26 protein-coding genes and 1 tRNA gene are annotated in these 23,308 nt (G+C 45.0%); 6 read left to right on the forward strand and 21 right to left on the reverse strand.

Features of this window, described 5'->3' with window-relative positions; translation table 11 throughout:
- Positions 1–3: 3 nt before the first annotated feature.
- The 5 genes from cpaB to OH458_RS16585 all read right to left on the reverse strand — a co-directional run bounded on the left by cpaB (position 4) and on the right by OH458_RS16585 (position 3,095).
- Entirely contained in the window at positions 4–747 is a 744-nt protein-coding gene (gene cpaB, locus OH458_RS16565) for a Flp pilus assembly protein CpaB (RefSeq protein WP_038189671.1), read from the reverse strand.
- Positions 744–2,090 carry an ATP-binding protein gene (locus tag OH458_RS16570; RefSeq protein WP_038139864.1) on the reverse strand — a complete coding sequence of 449 codons (1,347 nt, stop codon included), beginning with the start codon at positions 2,088–2,090 and terminating at the stop codon, positions 744–746. The genes cpaB and OH458_RS16570 overlap by 4 nt, the downstream gene beginning before the upstream one ends.
- 25 nt (positions 2,091–2,115) lie before the next feature.
- Positions 2,116–2,622, reverse strand: coding sequence for an A24 family peptidase (locus OH458_RS16575; RefSeq protein ID WP_269979166.1), 507 nt, complete (start codon positions 2,620–2,622; stop codon positions 2,116–2,118).
- Between the two features lie 22 nt (positions 2,623–2,644).
- A complete protein-coding gene (locus tag OH458_RS16580) occupies positions 2,645–2,809 on the reverse strand; it encodes a Flp family type IVb pilin (RefSeq protein WP_179944629.1) in 165 nt (54 codons plus the stop codon).
- A gap of 121 nt (positions 2,810–2,930) precedes the next feature.
- A complete protein-coding gene (locus OH458_RS16585) occupies positions 2,931–3,095 on the reverse strand; it encodes a Flp family type IVb pilin (RefSeq protein WP_005471504.1) in 165 nt (54 codons plus the stop codon).
- Between the two features lie 470 nt (positions 3,096–3,565).
- Here OH458_RS16585 and OH458_RS16590 point away from each other — a divergent pair, with 470 nt between their 5' ends.
- From OH458_RS16590 to OH458_RS16600, 3 genes are all read left to right on the forward strand, one after another.
- Positions 3,566–4,303: a helix-turn-helix domain-containing protein gene (locus OH458_RS16590; protein ID WP_269979167.1), complete on the forward strand. Its 738-nt coding sequence runs from the start codon at positions 3,566–3,568 to the stop codon at positions 4,301–4,303.
- 128 nt (positions 4,304–4,431) lie between these two features.
- Positions 4,432–6,117: an AMP-binding protein gene (locus OH458_RS16595; RefSeq protein ID WP_269979168.1), complete on the forward strand. Its 1,686-nt coding sequence runs from the start codon at positions 4,432–4,434 to the stop codon at positions 6,115–6,117.
- A 94-nt stretch (positions 6,118–6,211) separates the two neighbouring features.
- Positions 6,212–7,111, forward strand: a complete 900-nt coding sequence (locus OH458_RS16600) for a LysR substrate-binding domain-containing protein (RefSeq protein WP_269979169.1) — start codon at positions 6,212–6,214, stop codon at positions 7,109–7,111.
- Between the two features lie 18 nt (positions 7,112–7,129).
- Here the strand turns inward: OH458_RS16600 and OH458_RS16605 are convergent, their stop codons facing one another.
- Positions 7,130–7,333 carry a DUF1127 domain-containing protein gene (locus tag OH458_RS16605; protein WP_269979170.1) on the reverse strand — a complete coding sequence of 68 codons (204 nt, stop codon included), beginning with the start codon at positions 7,331–7,333 and terminating at the stop codon, positions 7,130–7,132.
- A gap of 97 nt (positions 7,334–7,430) precedes the next feature.
- Between OH458_RS16605 and OH458_RS16610 the strand changes: the two genes are divergently transcribed.
- Complete coding sequence (locus OH458_RS16610) at positions 7,431–8,363, forward strand: LysR substrate-binding domain-containing protein (protein ID WP_269979171.1); 933 nt, start codon at positions 7,431–7,433, stop codon at positions 8,361–8,363.
- Between the two features lie 163 nt (positions 8,364–8,526).
- Here OH458_RS16610 and fusA read toward each other — a convergent pair whose 3' ends face one another.
- The 14 genes from fusA to trmJ all read right to left on the reverse strand — a co-directional run bounded on the left by fusA (position 8,527) and on the right by trmJ (position 21,382).
- Positions 8,527–10,614: an elongation factor G gene (gene fusA / locus OH458_RS16615; RefSeq protein ID WP_269979172.1), complete on the reverse strand. Its 2,088-nt coding sequence runs from the start codon at positions 10,612–10,614 to the stop codon at positions 8,527–8,529.
- 543 nt (positions 10,615–11,157) lie between these two features.
- On the reverse strand, positions 11,158–12,000 hold the full coding sequence (locus OH458_RS16620; RefSeq protein ID WP_269979173.1) for a GGDEF domain-containing protein: 843 nt from the start codon (positions 11,998–12,000) through the stop codon (positions 11,158–11,160).
- A gap of 12 nt (positions 12,001–12,012) precedes the next feature.
- The gene (locus tag OH458_RS16625) at positions 12,013–12,312 is read right to left on the reverse strand and encodes a hypothetical protein (RefSeq protein ID WP_269979174.1); all 300 of its coding nucleotides are present in this window, start codon (positions 12,310–12,312) and stop codon (positions 12,013–12,015) included.
- A 659-nt stretch (positions 12,313–12,971) separates the two neighbouring features.
- The gene (ndk, locus tag OH458_RS16630; RefSeq protein ID WP_005476778.1) at positions 12,972–13,400 is read right to left on the reverse strand and encodes a nucleoside-diphosphate kinase; all 429 of its coding nucleotides are present in this window, start codon (positions 13,398–13,400) and stop codon (positions 12,972–12,974) included.
- Between the two features lie 66 nt (positions 13,401–13,466).
- Positions 13,467–14,765 (reverse strand): aminopeptidase PepB, encoded by a 1,299-nt coding sequence (gene pepB / locus OH458_RS16635; protein ID WP_269979175.1) that lies wholly within the window; start codon positions 14,763–14,765, stop codon positions 13,467–13,469.
- 150 nt (positions 14,766–14,915) lie between these two features.
- Positions 14,916–15,110 carry a Fe-S cluster assembly protein IscX gene (iscX, locus tag OH458_RS16640; RefSeq protein WP_005476792.1) on the reverse strand — a complete coding sequence of 65 codons (195 nt, stop codon included), beginning with the start codon at positions 15,108–15,110 and terminating at the stop codon, positions 14,916–14,918.
- A gap of 57 nt (positions 15,111–15,167) precedes the next feature.
- On the reverse strand, positions 15,168–15,506 hold the full coding sequence (gene fdx, locus OH458_RS16645; protein ID WP_005476776.1) for an ISC system 2Fe-2S type ferredoxin: 339 nt from the start codon (positions 15,504–15,506) through the stop codon (positions 15,168–15,170).
- An 11-nt stretch (positions 15,507–15,517) separates the two neighbouring features.
- Positions 15,518–17,371 (reverse strand): Fe-S protein assembly chaperone HscA, encoded by a 1,854-nt coding sequence (gene hscA / locus OH458_RS16650; protein ID WP_269979176.1) that lies wholly within the window; start codon positions 17,369–17,371, stop codon positions 15,518–15,520.
- Between the two features lie 19 nt (positions 17,372–17,390).
- A complete protein-coding gene (hscB, locus tag OH458_RS16655) occupies positions 17,391–17,906 on the reverse strand; it encodes a co-chaperone HscB (RefSeq protein WP_038189647.1) in 516 nt (171 codons plus the stop codon).
- Between the two features lie 56 nt (positions 17,907–17,962).
- Positions 17,963–18,286 carry an iron-sulfur cluster assembly protein IscA gene (gene iscA, locus OH458_RS16660; protein ID WP_269979177.1) on the reverse strand — a complete coding sequence of 108 codons (324 nt, stop codon included), beginning with the start codon at positions 18,284–18,286 and terminating at the stop codon, positions 17,963–17,965.
- A gap of 68 nt (positions 18,287–18,354) precedes the next feature.
- Positions 18,355–18,738, reverse strand: coding sequence for a Fe-S cluster assembly scaffold IscU (gene iscU, locus OH458_RS16665; RefSeq protein WP_005476795.1), 384 nt, complete (start codon positions 18,736–18,738; stop codon positions 18,355–18,357).
- A gap of 48 nt (positions 18,739–18,786) precedes the next feature.
- The gene (locus OH458_RS16670; RefSeq protein WP_269979178.1) at positions 18,787–20,001 is read right to left on the reverse strand and encodes an IscS subfamily cysteine desulfurase; all 1,215 of its coding nucleotides are present in this window, start codon (positions 19,999–20,001) and stop codon (positions 18,787–18,789) included.
- Between the two features lie 29 nt (positions 20,002–20,030).
- A complete protein-coding gene (iscR, locus tag OH458_RS16675) occupies positions 20,031–20,537 on the reverse strand; it encodes a Fe-S cluster assembly transcriptional regulator IscR (protein ID WP_072016635.1) in 507 nt (168 codons plus the stop codon).
- A 119-nt stretch (positions 20,538–20,656) separates the two neighbouring features.
- Complete coding sequence (trmJ, locus tag OH458_RS16680; protein ID WP_269979179.1) at positions 20,657–21,382, reverse strand: tRNA (cytosine(32)/uridine(32)-2'-O)-methyltransferase TrmJ; 726 nt, start codon at positions 21,380–21,382, stop codon at positions 20,657–20,659.
- Positions 21,383–21,559: 177 nt separating this feature from the next.
- Here trmJ and suhB point away from each other — a divergent pair, with 177 nt between their 5' ends.
- Positions 21,560–22,363: an inositol-1-monophosphatase gene (gene suhB, locus OH458_RS16685; RefSeq protein ID WP_038139846.1), complete on the forward strand. Its 804-nt coding sequence runs from the start codon at positions 21,560–21,562 to the stop codon at positions 22,361–22,363.
- A gap of 108 nt (positions 22,364–22,471) precedes the next feature.
- Positions 22,472–23,170 carry a substrate-binding periplasmic protein gene (locus OH458_RS16690; RefSeq protein WP_269979180.1) on the forward strand — a complete coding sequence of 233 codons (699 nt, stop codon included), beginning with the start codon at positions 22,472–22,474 and terminating at the stop codon, positions 23,168–23,170.
- A 34-nt stretch (positions 23,171–23,204) separates the two neighbouring features.
- Here the strand turns inward: OH458_RS16690 and OH458_RS16695 are convergent.
- Positions 23,205–23,281, reverse strand: a tRNA-Trp gene (locus OH458_RS16695).
- Positions 23,282–23,308 lie beyond the last annotated feature (27 nt).

The raw sequence follows: 23,308 nt of genomic DNA on the forward strand, positions 1-23,308 counted from the left end.
ACCTCAATCCCTGACTCTGATATTGCTCGACTCGGTGCCTTTCAAAATCGTGACACTTGGTGCGACGTATTTTTTAACCACTTTTTCTTCTTCATGAGGGTTTCGAAGTGTTAATTGAATCTCCCCTTTACTTCTTGCGGTTAACAGCTTTTCCGCATCTTTTGGCGAGACTTCAAGGGTCACCGCACGAACAATGATCGGTTTGTTTTCTTTGGTTCTTGCCGTTTGGTCAACCGCCAGTACTTTGATGTCTTTAAGTACGGTGACCGTATTGGCAGAGGTTGCGCTGTATTTAATGGTATTGAGAACATCGACGCGGTTTCCCGGCAATAGGAAGCCTGCCACACCAATCACATCATTGACGCGAATGGTGACTGCGCGTTTGTTTTCAGGAATTAATGACGCCAGCGTCGACCCTTCTCCCGGAACAGTAAGTCTGTTTTGATGCAAGACTTCACCGGGGAATATGGTGGTCGCGACAACTTGCCCAAGAATGGCATTTTGATCGGTAAACTGCCCCTCGTTGCGCCACTCAACTTCCAGTAATTTGGTGGTGATGTGCTGCTCTTCGATGGGCGTGCCCGCTGGAATTTCTTGGCTGGCGATGATCACCGGCTCACGCTCAACAACCTCCAGCTCGGTTTGGGGTTGCAGTTGTCTGTCCATCCACTGCTTAGCAAAAAACACAGCTCCTAAGCCAAACACTATGGATAGCAAGAATAGTAATATGACTTGATTTCGGCTCATCGTTCTCCTCCTCCTTTTCCGTCAGCGGTGAAATACACTTCCCAGGCGCGGGTGACTATTTCAGGGGAGATAACTGGCTCTACTTCTTCAAAAACAATGATATCTCGGCTGATACCGACAATATCCTTTGGAATACAAGGATAAAAACCAACGCTATGCTGACTATGCAAATCGAACAGTTGTTGATAACTTTCTGCACTCACCGTTAGGTTTTTAGACTGGGCGAAGGTGTCCCAAAGTGAGTGGTACTCTTCTTTTAGTAGTGGGCCAAATTGAATCTTGTAGCCCAAGCGACGCAAAAATGCAGGGTCACTGATCTTTTCCGGATCTAAGTTCGTAGAAAAGGCCAGAGTCAAAATAAAGGGAATCGTGATCTGTTGACCATTCGGCAGGTTGAGATAGTCATAGAAGTACTCCATTGGCACAATCCAGCGATTGAGTAAGGTATCGACGGGCATAGGTTGTCTGCCCAAATCGTCAATGATGAAGATACCGTTATTGGCCATCATTTGCAGAGGAGCCATCCACACTCGGTTATGCTCTGAGTGATTGACCTCTAGCATTTCCATCGTGAGTTCGCCGCCCACTTGAATACTTGGGCGCTCACACAACGCCCAACGACGGTCAAACTGCTCTTTAAACGTAATGGACTTAATCTCTGAGCTGGCCACTTTTTTGTGGTGCTGAGGCGAAAACACTTTAATGATGTTACCCGCGGCATAAACCGCATATGGGATGTAGACCGATGTATTGAGAGAATTAAGAAGCCGTGTTGCGACGAAGGTTTTACCCGTACCCGCATCTCCATACAACAATAGCGCTCGTCCAGAGTTGATGGCAGGGCCAAGTACAGAAATCATTCTTTCAGCACCTAACACTTCGGAAAGCGCGAAACTTACATCTCGACGGTTCACCATGTGTGCTCGAACGTCCTGCGCTTTTACCATGCTTTCATAGTCGGGTAGTGAGACAGGTGCCGGACCTAGATAAGCATCTTTCGCAAACGCATCATCCGCTTCTTGCATTCCCATTTCTGATAAGCCGTAACGCACATTCCCGGTCGAAACAGAGCCAAACCCCGACGCCGGCGCTTGAAACACCTCGACGTGTGATTTAGCCCTGAGATCGGCGAGCATATCCTCAATCATGTGGCTATTGATGCACATAAGTTCGGTTAGCTTTAATATGTCAGATTTTGGATAAGCCGCGAGATGCTTAAGCAATAAGTTTTCAAGGACGGCTCTTGGGATTTTTAAAGCATCAAAAGAGGTGGGCACCGGAGGGGCGTCTGCTTGAGGGGTGAGTTCGACTCTGTGTTTCACTGCATTGTTTGATTGCACCATAAACACTCCTTTGTTTACGTCATCACTAGAAGTAGTGATGTAATGCCACGCCGATTACGACTATGGGAGCGAAAGGCATTCTCAATTTTTCGGTTGAATTCTCTTCTAAAGCCTTAGTGCCTGCCCGGCCATATGCAAACAATAATTTGTAACGTGAGAGTTGCTCTCTCATCTTGTGTTCTTTTCCTGCGACACGGACCAACGCGTAAGTGAGCCCGACCATAATGCTGGTTGCCGCAATCCATAGAGTGGCATCAAAAAGTTGCCCCCAACCAAGCCAAAAACCGATAACCGCTAACAACTTAACATCACCCGGCGCCATCACTCTCAGCAAATGGAGCATGAGAGATCCTGCAAACATAACCGCAAACCCTGTTGCAGCCGCACTCCAGCTCGGCGTGAGATCCGGTTCAACGATCATTCTTGCAGTACAAGCGATTAAGGTGAGAAGAAGTAGTGCATTAGGAATCCGATGCTCTTTAGCATCTGAGACCGCCACGATAAACAGAATGAACCAGATAACATACTCCACAGTAGCCTACCTCATGTTCATTTTAGTCGCTGAACAACGAATCAAACTCTTCAGAAAGTACGTCTCTAAAAGCGGCAAAAAGACCCGAAAGTCCAACTAACATTACGCTCGCCCCAACCACGTATTCAACGACGGTCAAGCCTGATTCATCTAAAAAAAAGTTTCGTGCTTTATGATGTAGTGACATGGTTAACTCCTACTTGTTGCATAGGCTTGGTTCTTTCGTTGAATCAAACCTATACAACTATATTAGTAGGAATTGGGAATAATGCCTGTTTTCTATAAGGGTATAAATTACGCCTGTTCGACTAGCTAAACACGCTATTAAGTTCTGCTTCCAATACTGAGCTGAATGCCCCGAAAATACCGGACAAGCCAAGTACCAGAAGGCCTGCGCCTACTACGTATTCAACCACTGTCAAACCTTCTTCGTCCTTTAGAAATGCTTTGATGTTATTTAGTACCTTGCTCATAATCTGTCTCCTTTCTAACAAGTACCCTGCGTCTTGCTTACTTATAAGTTAGGAGTTTTCCATCGGTACCAGTTAGGACTTTCTTAGCTATTTTTGGTACTTTTTTGCCATGCTTAATCTAGCACTTTTGGTTATTTTTAAACCCGAAAGCCATTTATTTGAGTATTACCAAGCGCTATACAAACAAGAAAACCTCACAACAGACAACATAAGAGATTGATTAAATTGAATTATACTTTCCAGACAAAAAATGCAAACTTTATATAAATTAGAGATGAGCACCTGTATCACTTTTGATACTTGACAAGATTAAAAATCAAATAAAAACAGATCTTACTCCCAAAAATCAATCGAACAATCAACAGTAATATCAAAAGCAAATCCACTGGCACTCAGACAAAAGTTGAGGTTCACAGAAGCCTAACCTAACCTTATGTATAAAAATTAAAACTAAATTAGGGTTAACTTATTTGAATGTACTCCACAGTGGTTACTGGCTTGGTCAATCGACCTCGTTTATTCCCAAAGACATTCTTCGCGATCTAGGCGAATTTTTTGATATAAAAGATTACGGCTACGACGTATCTGTATTGAGTGAGCCCAACATTCACTTTTGCTTTTTCCACTACCAACCCTCTTTCGATGCCTTGTTCGTGACAGCAGCCAAGCTATGCCAAAACCTCGATAAAAGCTTAGTGGTATTGCACAACGGCCCCTTAAGGGACGAGATCGCTTCCCTCGACGTGGTGATAAAAACGTACGATGTATCAGCTTCCCTTGAAAACCAATGGGCTAAAAACCTCAGCCAACAAATCCACTATCAATTTACTAAACACCAAGAAATACTCGAAATACATAAATTGACTTCAATGATCAAAAAGCAGAATGTGAGTAAAGATCTTATCGAAATTTTGCGCTATATCGATAAGAACCTATCACGCACTATTCGAGAGGAAGATATTGCAGAATACTGCCACTATTCAGTGACTTACTTTTCAAAATTTTTTCACAAAAACATCGGGGTTAGCTTTCGAGACTACTTGGTACTAAAGAGAATTAATCTTGCAAAACAATTACTTACAAAAGAAAGGAAAGAAAAAATTTCGTTCATCGCTTTTCAGTGCGGCTACCATGACGTTTCGTACTTTTCGCGAATCTTTAAAAAGAAAACAGGGTTAAGTCCCGCAGTGTATCGTCAGCTACACTAATATCAGCGTCACACCTTGGGTATATTCTTATCGCAATGCTTCACTCTCTTTCTTCTTCCATGCTAAAGTTAACAAGCTGTTAACAATAAAAATAAATCATTATTTTGCCAATAACATGGAGTTAGAGAATGATTCAGCCTAACGAGTTAAGCAAACCAACTTGTGCTCTCCCACCACCGAACGAAATGATCTTGAAATGGGCCGAGGAACGTCCCAATGAGATCTACCTAAAACAGATTATTAATCGTCAGTTTGTCGAATACACATACGCAGAGGTTGCCGATAAAGCCCTAAGGCTGGCAGCAGCGTTAAAAGAGTTTGGCTTACAACCCGGCGATAAGGTCGCGCTTGTATCAAAGAACTGTGCGGAATGGTTTATTTGTGACTTAGCCATGATGCTTGGTGACTTTGTCAGTGTGCCGATCTTTCCCACAGCTGGTGCCGACACCATCGAATACTGTGTCACCCACAGTGAAAGCAAAGTGCTGATTGGCGGTAAACTCGATGATGCCGCGGCAACACAGCAGGTCATTGATTCTCAGGAAAATCTGATCACGGTGTCATTACCTTATGACAGCGCGCCTAAGTGTCAGCACAGCTTCAATGATTTGATTGAAAAGTTTGAGCCCAGCCAAGACAGACCTCAACACCATGACGACAAACTCATGTCACTGGTGTACACCTCTGGAACCTCTGGCTTGCCAAAAGGAGCGATGCTCACTTACGGCGCATTTAGCTGGTCAGTACAACAGTTGATCAATCACATCGGAATTCAAGAGAACGATCGATTATTCTCCTATTTGCCGCTGGCCCATATCACCGAGCGCGTTTATATCTTTGGTTCTTCCATTCAAGGAGGCGTTCAAACAGCCTTCCCAGAATCTCTAGACACCTTTATTGAAGATGTAAAAATGCAGCGCCCAACGTTGTTCATCTCTGTCCCTCGTTTATGGACCCTGTTCCAGCAACGCATTCAAGACAAGCTGCCACAGAAAAAACTCAACATCTTACTTAAGATTCCGTTTGTGAACTCCTTAATCAAGAAGAAGCTCGCAGATGGCCTAGGTTTAGATCAAGCGCGTGTGCTAGGTTGTGGCTCAGCCCCAGTTTCACCCGCACTACTCGAATGGTATCGTAGCGTTGGCCTCAATATTACTGAAGCATGGGGGATGACCGAGTCGTTCGCGTACAGCACATTGAACTACCCATTCCGCGCAGACAAGATTGGTAGTGTGGGTAACGCAGGCCCAGGGATTGAACTCAAAATCGCTGAAGATGACGAGATTATGGTTCGCGGTAAAGGACTTTTCTCGGGTTACTACAAAAATGACATCGCCACACAAGAGTCGTTTGATGCTGAAGGCTGGTTGCACACCGGTGATATCGGCTCTCTCGATAGTGACGGTTACTTAACCATTCAAGGGCGTAAGAAGGACAACTTCAAGACGGCAAAAGGCAAATTCGTTGCACCAGTTCCTATAGAGAAGAAGCTCTTTGAGTACAGCCGTGTCGAGATGATGTGCCTGATTGGGCTCGGATTACCTGCCCCTATCTTACTGGTTGTTCCTCATGATTTTCCGAACTTTGATCGTGCTCGTTATGAGCGTACCACCAAGAAAGTTATCACTAGGATGAACCAAGAACTGGAGTCACACGAGCAGATTAAAGGGGTGTTGATGATCAAAGACCCTTGGAGTATTGAGAATGGTATCTTAACGCCAACGTTGAAGATAAAGCGGCATATGTTGGAACAGAAGTACCACGATATGGGGCAAAACTGGCCAAAAGGTCAGTTGGTCGTATGGGAAGAGTAGTTAACACATCAAAGGAGAGCACCCGCTCTCCTTTTGCTTTTTAATCAAAGCCATTATGATTGCACTCCCCTTCTAGTTTATACAGGATGTATTTATGGATGCTAGGCTGCATCACCTACCAGGACTGCGCTACTTTGAAGTAGCTGCACGGCTAAACAGTTACAGCCGCGCCGCAGAAGAGCTATTCATCAGCCAAGCAGCTGTCAGCCAGAAGATTCGCCAGTTAGAAGATGGACTTGGTTGCAAACTTTTTGTCCGTGAAGGTCGGGAAATGCGTTTAACCGAACAAGGAAAAATCTTGTTTAAACATGTTTCACAAGGTTTCGAAAGCATCATCAGTGGCCTTAATCAAATCCAGAGCGAACCTGTTGAAGGATTGCTTTGCGTCAGCTCTACACCGTCTTTTGCATCTCGCTGGTTGCTTCCAAGGCTATGGAAATTTTCAACTCAACATCCGAATATCCCAATTCGTATTTTGACCAGTTGCAATGCTCCCAATTTAAAACAAGGGGATGCCGACTTAGCAATTTGGCAAGGAGACGAGTTGGACATCAATAGCGACAGTAAACTGCACAAAGAATTTCTGTTTGAAGAGACCATTTACCCGTTCTGCTCCCCTCATCTGGCCAAGAGCATTGACCTTTCCAACCCCGAACAGCTACTCAATACTTGGTTGATTCACTACGAGTCCGGCGGCTACCCTTGGCAAAACTGGTTTGCCCAAGCGGGGGTGAGAATGAACAAAGAATCGGTTCAGTGGATGGACGTCAGTACCTTTGATCACGCCATGAATGCCGTTATGGCGGGCCATGGAGCCTGTCTTGCGTCAGACTCATTGGCCAGTGACTATGTGGAACGAGGGCTACTTACCAAGCCTTTCGATATTGGTATGACGCCCGGCATTCAGTTTAACCTCTTTTATGATAGTGAGTCCCCTCGTAGGCAACGGATCGCGGCTTTCACTCATTGGCTACACAGCGAAATCACTGAGTAACCATCAGTAGAAAAACGACTAGTTCCAAAAACGGCGAATACTCTCTTGATGAGCTTGCTCATTCGTTAGTCCAAGATCATCGAGTAGATGCTCTGGCAAGTTTTCTAACTGCTTGCGAGTACGATAATTACGCCACCAGCACTGAACTAGAGTTAAGATTTTTTTATCCCAAACTAAAGTGTCAGATAGTTTCTGTTTGTAGCCAAACTCTGAAGTTTCCATGATTACTTACCCCTCTTGCATTTAGTGGGTTAATAATCGACCATAGGACGACAACACTCAAACGATACAAATTGCCCTTCGGTTAAGGAAAACTAAAGTGAAAGAACGGTTACCACCTCTCCAGGGAATCTATTACTTTTATACTGCAGCGAGGCTAGGCAGCTTTAAACTCGCAGCTCAAGAACTCTATGTCACTGCCGCAGCCATTAGCCAACAAATACGTCAGCTTGAAGACTTCTTAGGCGCAGAACTGTTTTTGAGGCAGCATCGTAAAGTCACGCTAACCATGGAAGGGGAGATTTTGTTCGAGCAAGCTCAACGAGGCTTTGATCATCTTCATCGTGGTATTAGACAAATCAACCAAGATCCCAATCCTAACCAGCTCTCCATTTCGACATTACCTTCCTTTGCTCAGCACTGGTTAGTACCAAGGATTGGTCACTTCAGACAAGAGAATCCAGATCTAGAACTCATGATTGAGCCAACCAGCGAACTGGCTGATTTTCAAAAATCTAATCTCGATTTATGCATTCGATATGGACCTGGAGACTACCCGAACATCACTTCAGAGCTTCTGTTCGAAGAGCTTCTCTACCCTGTTTGCCACCCGATATACCAAGAACAACATGAGATCTACGATCTCAAAGACTTAACTGGAGCTGACTTGATCGAAGACTATTGGCGAGATATAGATTGGGGGATTTGGCTAAACAACGTGGGTCACAAGGCTTCGAAACCCACTTTAAAATACAATGGCTCTCATTTTGTTTTAGAGGGCGCACTGGCGGTTCAAGGCGTCGCTTTGGCAAAACACACCCTAGCCCAGCGCTACATTGATGAAGGTAAATTAGTGAGGATAGGTAACCTCGCTCAAAGAACCGACTACAATTATTTTCTTTGCGCACCACGGGCTTATTTCAAACGAGCCAAAATCAAACGTTTCTGCGAATGGATTTTCACGCAAGCTGAAGAGTGCAAAAACCTGCAACATTTGGGGCTAGAGATTATCGATAGCCGCAATCCCAAATAAAGTGGCAACCTGAGAAAACTGCAGGTAAAGACTCGCAACGTCGCTAGTAGCAAATTGCCAACCCACCACTGATACGCTCGCTGAACATCCCTTCTTTTTCATAGATAAAAAAAGCCCCGGTCTTTAGATCGGGGCTTTCAAAGCTATCTAGCTAAAGCAAGAATTACTTCTTAGCTTCGCGCTCTTTAACTTCTGCGATAACTTGCTCAGCAACGTTTGCTGGACAAGGTGCGTATTGACCGAACTCCATAGAGAACTGACCACGACCAGAAGTGATAGTACGTAGGTGACCGATGTAGCCAAACATTTCTGATAGAGGAACGTCTGCTTTAATACGAACGCCTGTAGTACCAGCTTGTTGGTCTTTGATCATACCACGACGACGGTTAAGGTCACCGATTACATCACCAACGTTGTCTTCTGGAGTGAATACGTCAACGTTCATGATTGGCTCAAGAAGTTGTGCACCCGCTTTAGGCATAGACTGACGGAATGCGCCTTTAGCAGCGATTTCGTAAGCGATAGCTGAAGAGTCAACTGCGTGGAAACCACCGTCGAATAGTTCAACTTCTACGTCTAGAGTTGGGAAGCCAGCTAGAACACCAGTTTGCATCATAGACGCGAAACCTTTCTCTACTGCAGGCCAGAATTCTTTAGGTACGTTACCACCAACAACTGTTGAAGAGAACGTGAAGCCAGAGTTTGGCTCACCAGGGCGGATGCGGTAGTCGATCTTACCGAACTGACCAGAACCACCAGACTGCTTCTTGTGCGTGTAGCTATCTTCAACTGCTTGAGTGATAGTTTCACGGTAAGCTACCTGTGGAGCACCTACTTCTAGTTCAACGCCGTAAGTACGCTTAAGGATATCTACCTTGATGTCTAGGTGAAGTTCACCCATACCTTTCAGGATAGTTTCGCCAGACTCTTCGTCAGTCTCAACTTGGAAAGATGGATCTTCTGCAACCATCTTACCGATAGCGATACCCATCTTCTCGCTGCCGCCTTTATCTTTTGGAGATACAGCGATAGAGATTACTGGTTCTGGGAAGATCATAGCTTCAAGAGTACATTCGTGCTTAGGATCACATAGAGTGTGACCAGTTTGAACGTTCTTCATACCAACGATAGCGATGATGTCACCAGCTTGCGCTTCAGTAAGTTCGTTACGCTCATCAGCTTGCATCTCACACATACGACCGATACGCTCAGTCTTACCCGTTGCTGAGTTAAGGACAGTGTCACCCTTCTTCAGACGGCCAGAGTAGATACGTACGAATGTTAGAGCACCGAAACGGTCATCCATGATCTTGAATGCTAGCGCTTTTAGTGGCTCATCAGCAGATACTAGAGCAACGTCACCAGTTGGTTCACCAGTTTCTGGATCTGTTAGAGGCTGAGGATCAACTTCGTTTGGAGCTGGTAGGTAATCTACAACAGCGTCAAGGATAAGTTGCATGCCTTTGTTCTTGAACGCAGAACCACAGAACGTTGGGAAGAACGCTAGGTCACGTGTACCTTTACGGATACACTCTTTTAGCTGCTCGATAGATGGCTCTTCGCCTTCCATGTACGCTTCCATTAGCTCGTCGTCTTGCTCTACAGCAGTCTCAACTAGCTCTTCACGGTACTGTTCTAGGTCATCAACCATGTCCGCTGGAACATCTTGAATTTCGTAGTTTTCTGGTAGACCTGTGTCGTCCCAAACGTAAGCTTTACGGTTTAGTACGTCAACAACACCAACGAAATCGTCTTCACGACCAATTGGCAGAGTCATTACTAGTGGGTTTGCACCAAGAACGTTCTTAACTTGGTCAACAACGTTGAAGAAGTCTGCACCCATACGGTCTAGTTTGTTTACGAAGATCAGACGAGCAACTTCTGAATCGTTCGCGTAGCGCCAGTTTGTTTCTGACTGAGGCTCAACACCACCAGAACCACAGAATACACCGATACCACCGTCAAGAACTTTAAGTGAACGGTATACTTCTACTGTAAAGTCAACGTGTCCCGGAGTATCGATAACGTTTAGGCGGTGGCCATTCCACTCACAAGTTACGGCAGCAGACTGGATTGTGATACCACGCTCAGCTTCCTGCTCCATGAAGTCAGTTGTAGACTCACCGTCGTGTACTTCACCAGTTTTGTGGATTTTACCAGTAAGCTTAAGGATACGCTCAGTGGTGGTAGTTTTACCCGCATCAACGTGCGCGAAAATACCAATGTTTCTGTACTTTGATAAATCTGCCATTGTCTTACTCTGTTTATAAGGTATAAATTGCGCGCAGAGTATATCACAATCTGTCAAGACTGATACCCTTGCGTGCGCTGTATTTAAAAAAAGTTTGGGCTGCTGCCCTCACATGTAGGATAGGTAATAAAGCCTGTTTCTGCCTAACGCTAGAACCAATCAACCACCCCTTTTTTGATCGCTTTCGATGAAGTGTACGCCCTACCTGCTCAACCTTCAAAAAATTGAACCCCAGTGACGCTTCATGGAAACAATATAGCTGTTTATACGCTCATTTTCGAGTTCCAACCTCAACAATGAACAAAAAGGGGTTACGAACTCCCTGCCTGTGTCATTCAAATGCTATAGGTTCACAAAGTTCTCTATTCGATTAAATCCCTAGGCGAGGTGATTCAGTAAGGAGTATTTGATAAATCGGCTGCAAAGCAATAACTCAATGAGAATGCTCAAGAATTTGTAAGGAGTAGCAACTTATCGGTGTAAGCGTCGCTCAGAATCAAAAACGGTGGCATGTGTTAGAGGTCGAGTATTGGAACGATTATCTTAAATTTCGTATTCGGTGAGTTGCTGGTACTTTCTTTTCCTATTGTTGAACATATTTTTGTCTGCCTCTCTCACCACGGCTTCATAGTCGCCATTGGTTTGGAAATGGGCTGCTCCGTAACTCACACCAACACTTGGTAAGAATTGAGTTCTTAATGTTTGGTCAAGCTCATCTAATGCAGCCTTAATGCGAGAGACATTACTCTCACTAAATACCAAGCCAAACTCATCGCCGGATATTCGATAAAGCTCGGCATTGTTAGGCAGTGCGGCCATTAAGCGTTCACTGAATGTTACCAGTAGCTCGTCGCCCATTTCGTGACCGTAATTGTCATTGCACGACTTCAGACCATCCAAGTCAATATAGATAAACCCTTCACCTGACGCGGCCGTTTTGAGTTTCTTTTCCATAGCATAACGGTTGGGTAATTGAGTGAGTGCATCGGTATGTGCTATTTCCAACATATCTTTTGCTTGCTTTAAGGCACGCGTTTTTTCATGTTGAAGTCGAGTCATTTGATAAGCGATGACACATGAAAGGAAGAGTACTTCCCAAGTCACAGCAATCAAACCTATGTGCGACATATAGATGGTTTTGAGGTCCGCGATTTGCTCTTGTGAAATAGCTTTCGCTCCGAGTACAACGAACCCTGTATTTGCCACTAGATACCAACGCGCCACGATGCTTCGTTTCAGGCTCTTATATATGCCAGCGATAACGCCAAACAGTAAGAATAAGCCGACAGCAAAGCGATTAAATTCATTCTGCCAATGAGGCATGAAAAATGAGAGCAGAACGAAGCTAATAAATAACGCTATCACCGTTGCCCCAATCCACCACATGTACTTGTCAGCCTATCGCGAGATTTGTAGCAGTGACATAACAAACACAATGTAAGCGATATTAGAAAACAGAATAGGCCAACTCGCCCCGCCATACCATTGTACTCCCATCAACTGAGGCAGAACGTGTAACGTAGTGGCGTTAAAGACTAAGTTGCCAGCTATGAACAGCGCGTAGCTTAAATCAACCAGACTTAGGCGCGTCACCGACAAGACGAGGTAATAGAAGAACAGACCAACAAACACTCCTAAGCCTAAAAGAGTAATGGTGTTACCAAGGTTAATTTCCCGAATGTACTCTTCTTCCGCCATAATAAAAGGAGTGGGAGGAGCGATATTGAACTGGGAAGCCTGAGAGGTAATAGTGACCAGGCGTCAACATAGCCTCCCTACCATTACGCAAAAAGTAAGGGTTTGGCTCATTAGACAGCAAACCACCAGCAAAATGAGCAACTAATCGCCCTTCTACATCAAATAGCCAGTGGTCAAATTTGCCGATCAAGGCTGAATTACGAAAATCAATAACGTAGCTTTTGGGATGGCTTACCTTAAACTCGAGTAAACTGGTGTAGATTCCACCAGTTAAACCAAAACTATCGGATGAACCATTGAAAAATTCATTAACGTCGTTAAATGGGGCGTCAGAAGATCAACGCTTGTCGGCTACCCACGTCACTTCATTCTGAAAAACAGTACTAAAGTTATCTTCTGCGAACGAATATTGGACAAAGCCAAGCGCTAAGATGAAAAGCAAAGCACACTGTTTTCTAAGGGTATCCATGACCAAAATATCATTCCAATTGATAAGTCTTCCACCACCGATTATGCAATACCCTGTGTCATAAAAAACAACTTTCAAACTAACGTCATTGAAATATGTGACGCTCATCTATACGTCATTTGAAAGAAAAAAACCAACGGCATTCAGCGCGTTGGTTTGTAAAAGTTATCAATAAACGTCTAATTGATGATTAAGGTCTTGGGCAGATTTCAGACTGAGGGAAGAAGAACTCAATTTCTCTTGCCGCTGACGTTGGGCTATCAGAGCCATGAACGGAGTTGTAACGCATGCTTAGTGCATAGTCCGCTCGGATTGTGCCGCACGCTGCTTCTTCTGGATTGGTTTTACCCATCAACTCGCGGTAACGTGCAATCGCATTTTCACCTTCGAGTACTTGAACCATAATTGGCCCAGACGTCATGAATTCTTTCAATGCAGGGAAAAACTCTTTGCCTTCATGTTCCGCGTAAAAACCACTCGCTTGCTCTTCTGTTAGATGCACCATCTTCGCGGCAACAATTTGTAGACCCGCTTTCTCAATACGATGGTAAATCTCACCAATCAGGTTGCGCTTAACTGCATCGGGCTTAACGATAGAAAAAGTTCGTTCTAGAGCCATAAGGTATCCTTTCGTTTTCTCTTGTTTAGATAAAGAAGAGGCTCTACGGCCTCTTAATCATTGATATTATTTATTTGATTGCTGAACCAATAGGCCCGCTAGGCTTCGAACGCCAACGCCAGTTGCACCGGCCGCCCATTTATCTGTCGCAGCTTTTCGGTACGTCGCCGCGCAGTCAAAATGCAGCCAACCTTTTTTATAATCTTCAACAAAGTAAGATAAGAAGGCTGCGGCAGTGCTGGCACCCGGAGAGTAATCACCACTGCTGATGTTTGACAGATCCGCAAAGTTCGATGGCAACATTCCTCTATGGAAGTCAGCCAAAGGCAAAGGCCATAGACCTTCTTTCTCTTCACGCGCCGCTGTCAATGCTTGGTGAGAAAGCTCATCATCAAAGCTCATTAGCGCATGGTAGTCATTACCCAATGCGTTCTTCGCAGCACCCGTTAGAGTGGCGCAATCAATAATCAACTCTGGATTTTGTTCGCTCGCGTAAATCAGGCCATCAGCAAGTACCAAACGCCCTTCCGCATCGGTATTCATGATCTCAACGGTTTTGCCATTTTTGTAGGTAATGATATCGCCCAACTTCAAAGCTCGACCTGAGATCATGTTCTCCGCACAACATAGGATCAACTTCACACGCTTATTCAAACCACGCATGATCGCAAGACCAAGACCGCCGGTAATCGTACCAGAACCGCCCATGTCCGCTTTCATCGCGGTCATAAATCCAGACGGCTTAATGCTGTAACCACCTGAATCAAAAGTAATGCCTTTACCCACTAAGCAAGCAAACACTGGCGCGTTTTCATCACCTGTCGGGTTGAAGTCCAGTTGTAGCATTGCCGAAGTGCGATCTGAACCACGACCAACGGCATAGATGCCTTGCCAACCTTCCGCCAACAGATCTTTATCTTTTACGATACGTGCTTTAACGGTACCTTCTGGGGCTACTGACTTAATAAACTCGGCCGCCATGGTTGCCAATTGACGAGGGGCAACTTCTTCTGCGGTTTTGTTGATGATATCGCGAGTGAAGTCGGTCGCTTTAATTCGCGCGGTCAGCTCAGCTTGATCCGCTTCTGCTAACTCTTGCCATTGGCAGTGATTTTCTTTTTTAGGCCCACGGTAACCCTGGTGAAATGCCCAAACACTTTCCAAATCCCAAGCGTCGCCAACAAGAGACACTGAAGCGATCCCTTGTCCATCTAGCTTGCGCGCGGCCTTTTGAATGGCACCAAGATCATGACTTTCTCCAAGGTGAATCGTCGCACCCTTGTCGGAAAACGAAACTAATGCGTTGTCTCCCCAATGAGGCGCTGCAGGATCTTGGCTTAGAAATACTGACATCTGTGTAGACATGGTTTCTCCTTGTCTGTATTGGCGCTGCCTACGCCTTTTTCTATTCACGATGAGATGTTAACACTTTAATGTTAAATTGATAAAAAAACGGACCCAAAGGCCCGTTATTTTTAGTAAATTTTGTTAACTGCGAGGGATTTCCCGAACAAGTTAATCCATTTCATCCATCCAGCAAAGGATCACCGCTTCTAAAATCTTTTCATTTGATCGATTTGGCTCATCCTCAAACTCTTCCAATTCTAGAATCCATTGGTGAAGATCGGTAAAACGTACCGTTTTTGGATCAACGTCCGGAAACTTATCGCATAGCTCGATCGCAATATCGCGTGAATCTGTCCATTTCATTGCTTACCTTCCTACTCGATGATGAGTTGTTATTATTGTCTTAACGTAAATTGCAGATTAATGATCTTCTGATGCGTGATTCAACGTGTACTTTGGAATCTCAACCACCAGATCTTCATCCGCCACTTTTGCTTGGCAACCAAGACGAGATTCAGGCTCTAGACCCCACGCTTTATCAAGCATGTCGTCTTCAAGCTCATCACTCTCTTCAAGAGAATCGAACCCTTCACGAATGACGACGTGACAAGTTGTACAAGCACACGATTTTTCACACGCATGCTCAATACCGATGCCATTTTTTAGCGCGACATCCAACACCGTGTCACCCGTATTTGCCTCAAGCACTGCACCTTCTGGGCATAAGTCTTCATGGGGTAATACAATAATTTTAGGCATAACTTAATCTCTTAAATATCATTAACTGACTGTCCAGACAGCGCAGCTCGAATTGATTTATCCATACGACGGGAGGCGAAGTCTTGGCTCGCTTTGTCCGTGTCTTTGATACCCTGTTCAATTGCGTCGGCATTGTCTCCGTTGCGTAGCTCGATGAGAGCTTCAATGGCCTTCAACAATGCTTGGCGCTCTTGATCAGAAAGAAGTTCATCACCATCCGCTTGCATCGCCGCAATCAAACCTTCGATAACACGATCCGCTTCTACACGCTGTTCTGCCAACGCGCGAGCTTGCATGTCCTCTTTGGCATGGGTCATGGAGTCGCGCAGCATGTTTGCGACCTCATCATCACTCAAACCATAAGAAGGTTTCACCTGAATTTCGGATTGAACACCTGTGCTCTTTTCCATTGCTGTAACCGAAAGCAGACCATCGGCATCAACTTGGTAAGTTACACGAATATGTGCAGCACCCGCAGCCATCGGAGGGATACCTTTCAGCGAAAATCGGGCCAAGGAACGACAGTCGTCAACCATCTCACGCTCACCTTGAACAATATGCACGCTCATTGCCGTCTGACCATCTTTAAACGTGGTGAACTCTTGAGCTCGAGCGACAGGGATAGTTGTGTTGCGCGGGACAATTTTTTCAACGAGACCGCCCATGGTTTCGATACCAAGTGACAACGGGATCACATCAAGCAGTAGCATCTCTGAATCTGGCTTGTTGCCAGCCAAAATGTCAGCCTGAATACCTGCACCGATTGCAACGACTTCGTCAGGATTAATGCTTGTCAGAGGCGTTCGACCAAAAAACTCTCCAACCATATCACGCACTAGTAGTGTACGTGTTGAACCGCCAACCATAACGACTTCAAGAACATCTTCTGCATCAACATCCGCATCTTTCAGTGCACGGCGACAGGACATCAGTGTTTTCTTAACTAGAGGACGAATCAGATCTTCAAACTCTTCACGGCTCACACTGCCTTTCCAGCCGAAAACATCCACGTCAACGATCTCGTTCTCAGAGAAAGCAATTTTGGTATCGGTTGCAATATTAAGTAGTGCACGAGTCTTTTCAGGAGACAATGCCCCTTCAATACCCGCTTTTTCCATCAGGTATTCCGCCAACAAGTGGTCGAAATCATCACCACCTAACGCGGAATCACCGCCAGTCGCAAGTACTTCAAAAACACCTTTCGACAAGCGAAGAATAGAGATATCAAATGTACCGCCACCAAGGTCGTAGACAGCGATCACGCCTTCTTGCCCTGAATCTAAACCGTAGGCAATTGCGGCAGCTGTCGGCTCATTCAAAAGACGTAAAACATGCATGCCTGCAAGCTTAGCCGCGTCTTTTGTACCTGCACGTTGTGCATCATCAAAATAAGCCGGTACCGTGATAACCACGCCAGCAAGCTCGCCGCCAAGTGTTTGTTCCGCGCGTTTCCCAAGAGACTTTAAAATGTCAGCAGACACTTCAATCGGATTTTTGTCCCCTGCTTTTGTCGAAAGCACAGGTAACCCGTTGTCACTCGCTTTAAATTGATAAGGTAAGTTAGGATAACGCTGCTTGATGTCGTCAAGTGAACGGCCCAACAAGCGCTTCACCGAAATAATGGTATTTGCAGGGTCTTGTTCCGCCAACGCTTTCGCGGCCTGACCAACAAGTGGAAGCTCACCAGAGTAATTCACCACAGAAGGGAGAATACTGTGGCCATTTTCATCTTTTAGCGTAGCAGCATCACCACTACGTACCGACGCAACCAGTGAGTTAGTCGTACCTAAATCAATGCCTGCTGCCAGTTTGTGCTCATGGGGTGCCGAGCTTTGACCCGGTTCTGCTATTTGAAGTAGTGCCATGATTGGTCCTTGTTGCTAACTAGCCGAGGAGTTTATCTTCCACTAGTTCGATTTCATTCTTTAATTTGGCAATAAACTTGAGCTTACGTACACGTTCCGCGGCTTTGAGCCATAACGCATCATTCAACTCTTGCTCGACGAGGGATAAATGCTGCTTAAACATCTTGCTCACTTTGGCGTCAAAATTGAACAGTGCCTCTTCCGAATCCGAGTGACTTGCAATCTCTTCTAGCTCTTCTCGCAACTCCATCTGCTCCATCAGGAACATAGGATCTTGCATCGTTTGCTGCTCTCCGCGTATCTCTACACCATTTTCCGCAAGTAAGTACTCAGCTCGAGATATTGGGCTCTTTAATACTTGATAAGCATCATTGATTTCCGCCGCTTTCTGGACAGCCATCAGGCGGTCACGCTCAGAGGCGGTCGCAAAGTTATCAGGATGAAACTGCTTTTGAAGTTCACGGAACTGTGAAGAAAGAAGGCTACCATCCAGCTTAAACTGACTTGGTAGCCCAAATAATTCAAAGTAATTCATTTAGAATTCGGTCCTTGGTAATCATCTGTGGGCGATTCACCCACAGGCGCTGTCAATTAAACGTTGAAGCTTTCACCACAACCACATTCGCTTTTGGCATTAGGGTTGTTGAACTCAAACCCTTCATTCAGGCCTTCTTTAACGTAATCCAACTCAGTACCATCCAAATACGCGAGGCTTTTTTGATCGATAATGACCTTTACACCATCATGTTCGAACACTGAATCTTCTTCGTTAAGCTCATCCACAAACTCAAGCACATACGCCATACCAGAACAGCCGGTCGTTTTTACACCCAAACGTAAACCGATACCTTTGCCTCGGTTATCTAGGAATGTCTTAACGCGACTTGCCGCGGTTTCTGTCATTGTGATGGCCATACTGCACCTTAGTTTGTCTATGTAGCGAATGAAACGGGAGGATTGGCCTCCCATTATATACAGAATACTTATTCTTGGTGTTTTTTCTTGTAATCAGCAACCGCTGCTTTAATTGCATCTTCCGCAAGAATAGAGCAGTGAACTTTTACTGGTGGTAGCTCAAGTTCTTCCGCGATTTCTGCGTTTTTAATTGCTGCTGCTTCATCAATACTCTTGCCTTTAACCCATTCAGTGACGAGTGAGCTTGACGCGATCGCGCTACCACAACCGTAAGTTTTGAATTTTGCATCCTCGATAATGCCTTCCGGCGTTACCTTGATTTGCAGTTTCATAACATCACCACACGCAGGAGCACCAACCATGCCGCTACCCACATTTGGATCTTCTTTATCAAATGAACCAACGTTACGTGGGTTCTCGTAGTGATCGATTACTTTTTCGCTATATGCCATGATAATTTACCTCGAATCCTCTATTAATCTTTGGGAATAACCTGCGTTTTAGTGGTGTGCCCACTCAACCGTGTCTAGGTCAATTCCTTCCTTGTACATATCCCATAGAGGAGACATGTCGCGCAGTTTAGTCACTGCTGTACGAATCTGTTCAATTGCGTAGTCGATTTCTTCTTCTGTAGTGAAACGTCCGAAAGAGAAACGAACTGAGCTGTGTGCGAGTTCATCGTTTAGACCAAGAGCTCGAAGTACGTATGATGGCTCTAAGCTTGCTGATGTACATGCGCTACCTGATGATACCGCTAAGTCTTTAAGAGACATGAGAAGTGATTCACCTTCAACAAATGCAAAGCTCACGTTTAGGTTATGAGGAACACGTTGTTCAAGGTCACCGTTCACGCTTACCGCTTCAAGATCTTTAACACCGTCAAGTAGGCGGTTACGCAATGCCAAAGCGTGATCGAAATCTTTTTGCATGTCTTCTTTCGCCACGCGGAATGCTTCACCCATACCCACAATTTGGTGAGTTGGCAGCGTACCTGAACGGAAACCACGCTCATGACCACCACCGTGCATTTGGGCCTCTAGTCGAATACGCGGTTTACGACGAACGTAAAGCGCACCAATGCCCTTAGGGCCGTAAGCTTTATGAGCAGAAAGAGAAATCAAATCGACCTTCATTTCTTGAACATCGATAGGTAATTTACCTGCAGATTGAGCGGCGTCGACATGGACAACGATCTTACGTTCGCGGCATAGTTCACCGATAGATGCGATATCTTGAATCACACCAATCTCGTTGTTTACGTGCATAATTGAAACAAGCACGGTGTCATCACGCATTGCTGCTTCTAGTTTCTTAAGATCAATAATGCCGTTTGCTTCTGGTTCTAGGTAAGTCACCTCAAAACCTTCACGCTCAAGCTGACGACATGGGTCTAGCACTGCTTTGTGCTCAGTTTTACAAGTGATCACGTGCTTGCCTTTCTTAGAGTAGAAATGCGCAGCACCTTTGATAGCTAGGTTGTCTGATTCAGTCGCACCCGATGTAAACACGATTTCACGTGGGTCCGCATTCAATAAATCTGCAATTTGCTCGCGTGCAGTATCTACCGCTTCTTCTGCCTGCCAGCCATAACGATGTGAACGCGATGCTGGGTTGCCAAACGTGCCGTCAATAGTCATGTACTGAACCATTTTTTCAGCCACACGAGGATCAACAGGACAAGTCGCTGAATAATCAAGATAAATAGGCAGTTTCATTTTCTACTCCAATGTAACAGGCAAATCGCTTATGAGCGGACATTTACACCGATGGGTGCGGTGTTTGTATTTTTTGTAGCAAACCCATGGTTGACGGCAAGATCAATGTCTTGGCGGTCAGAAATTTCTAGGACTTCATTATCATGCATTAACTCACCTAAGGTGATGTTGTTCAAGAAGTCGCTAATACGTGAACTCAAGTCACGCCACAGTGTGTGAGTTAGGCAACGAGTGCCACCTTGGCAGTCTCCTTTACCATTGCATTTAGTCGCATCTACAGATTCGTCTACCGCCGCAATGACCGTACCAATAGAGATAGACTGAGCGTCTTCACCAAGTCGGTAACCACCGCCAGGACCACGAACACTTGCAACCAAACCCGCTTTACGTAGTTTAGAGAAAAGCTGCTCTAGGTAAGATAGAGAGATCCCTTGACGCTCTGAAATATCAGCCAGAGGTACAGGGTTTTGTTGCGAATGCAGAGCCACATCTAACATGGCTGTCACTGCGTATCTTCCTTTAGATGTAAGTCTCATATAACACCATATCCACACCGTTAATATGGTAGGAATTCTTCCATACCTGACTATTTTAGTCAAGTATTTAGTTGACTAAAATAGTCAGGTATTTAACCACTGTGTTTATATGGACAAAATTACTCGTTTATACGCTTTTCTATCGCAGTAAGAACACCACGTAAAATGTTCAGCTCTTGAGCTTCTGGTCTCGCGCGATTAAACAAACGACGCAGTTTATTCATCACCTTACCTGGCTGGTCCTCACTGATAAACTGGGTCTTTTGGGCCACTTTTTCAAGGTGCTCAAAGAACATTTCCAGCTCTTTGTGTCTTGGATATTCAACCAATTCGGTAGTCGCGTACTGGCTTTGCTCTTTTTCAAGGAAGGCCATACGCACTTCATAGCTCAAAGTCTGAACAGCCATCGCCAAATTGAGAGAGCTGTACTCAGGGTTTGCAGGGATGCAAACGTGGTAATGGCAGGTTTGCAATTCATCGTTGGTTAACCCCGTACGCTCTCGACCAAATACCAAAGCCACTGGGGCGCTTTGTCCTTCTTCGACAAACTTAACCCCACATTCTCGCGGCTCAAGCATTGGCCACTCCAATGTGCGAGAGCGAGCGCTCGATCCCACAACAAGAGCACAGTCAGAGACAGCTTCAGTTAACGACGAGACCACCTTAGCATTCTCAGCGATATCACTCGCCCCCGCAGCTAAAGCGAGGGCCTGTTCATCGACGCGGCATTGAGGGTCAACTAGCACTAAATTACTCAAACCCATGACTTTCATAGCACGAGCGGCGGAGCCAATATTTCCCGAGTGCGAAGTCCCTACAAGGACAACTTTTACGTTGTGAAGCATCGATGAATCCTAAAGCTATTAATAAAGCGGCAAGATAATAGCATATACCTGACTAAAATGGTCAGGTCCTTTCTGATTAAAAACCAAGAGGACAAAAATTAACCGCTTCCATTTAGTCATTTATCTGGTATACTGCCGCCCGTTTTTCTGTTCTTTAACATCCGTTGGGAAATTAGTATGCATCCAATGCTTAATATCGCTATTCGTGCTGCACGAAAAGCAGGCAATCATATTGCTAAATCTTTAGAAAATGCTGAGAAGATCGAATCAACTCAGAAAGGCACGAACGACTTTGTTACTAACGTAGACAAAGAAGCAGAAGCTATCATTATCGATACGATTAAAGCGTCGTACCCAGAACACTGCATCGTCGCAGAAGAAAATGGCGTTATTGAAGGTAAAGATAAAGAAGTACAATGGATCATCGACCCACTGGATGGCACTTCAAACTTTGTAAAAGGTTTACCACATTTTTCTGTCTCTATCGCTGTTCGCTTTAAAGGTAAAACAGAAGTTGCTTGTGTTTACGACCCAATGCTCAATGAGCTATTCACAGCTCAACGCGGTGCTGGTGCTCAGCTAAACAACGCACGTATCCGTGTAAAACAGCTAAAAGATCTTCAAGGTACTATCCTAGCGACTGGTTTCCCATACAAGCAAAAGCAGCACTCTGAATCTTACTTCAAGATTATGTCTGCGCTATTTGTAGACTGTGCTGACTTCCGTCGTACTGGTTCTGCGGCTCTAGACCTATGTTATGTTGCTGCAGGCCGTGTTGATGGTTTCTTCGAGTTAGGTCTAAAACCTTGGGACATCGCAGCGGGCGAACTGATCGCTCGAGAGGCTGGTGCTATCATCACCGATTTCGCCGGTGGCACTGACTACATGAAGTCAGGTAATGTTGTAGCTTCAAGCGCACGCGGCGTTAAAGGCATGCTTAAACATATCCGTGAACACGGTAACGAAGCACTACTTAAATAAATCAAGCTCCGTCACAGCTGATTATGAAGCCCGCTCTTTGAGCGGGCTTTTTTATTGTCTAAAGCATCTATAATCAATATTGCATCTCCATTGTGGACTGTTCGCCTTATGAATTACCAACTTTCTTTAGCGTGCTTACTAATATGTCCAGCAATGCTGCAAGCGAAATCTATTGTCATTGCAATTGAGGACTACCCTCCCCATACATCCAGATCCAACGCTGAGCATAGGTTGCTGCAAGATCCAGTGACCAAAGTATTTCGGTCGCTAGGCTACCAAGTTGTCTATGTATACACCTCATGGGCAAGAGCATTGAAAGGGGTAAGATCTGGGAAGTTTGATGCCACATTCCCTTGGTTTGAAAATAAAGATCGACGAAGTGATTTCATACTTTCAGATAAATTAATGACACAAAAAGTCGTGTTCTTTCATCGCAAGGATAATGGATTTGATTGGCCCACCGACGAAGACCTTGCTTCATATACGTTGGGGTCTGTGGTCGATTACACTGCGCGGGATGTGCTCATTGAGATGGGGCTAAAGCCATTCACTGGAAACACCGATAGCTATGTATTTCAATTGCTGTTCAAAGGGCTAATAGATGCCTATCCTGCTACGATTGAAACTGGGCAGATGAGAATCGATCAAATACTCCCAAAAGAGGCAGCTGAAGAGTTAACCTATCACAGCAAACCACTGTTCGAGCAAGATATGTATTTACTTTTTTCTAAAGAGAAGTTTAAAGACTCTCCTCTACCTAAGAAGTTCAATCAGAAGTGGAATGATTATCTGAAGAGCGAAAAGTAAAAAGGCTCTAGTCTTTCGACTAGAGCCTTAGATATGGCAGGGGTGGAGAGATTCGAACTCCCAACACGCGGATTTGGAATCCGCTGCTCTGCCAATTGGAGCTACACCCCTATCTTCGTGTTTATTGAGACGACTCTC

The organism is Vibrio sp. MarTm2, from assembly GCF_027587055.1.
Lineage (GTDB): Bacteria > Pseudomonadota > Gammaproteobacteria > Enterobacterales > Vibrionaceae > Vibrio > Vibrio sinaloensis_D.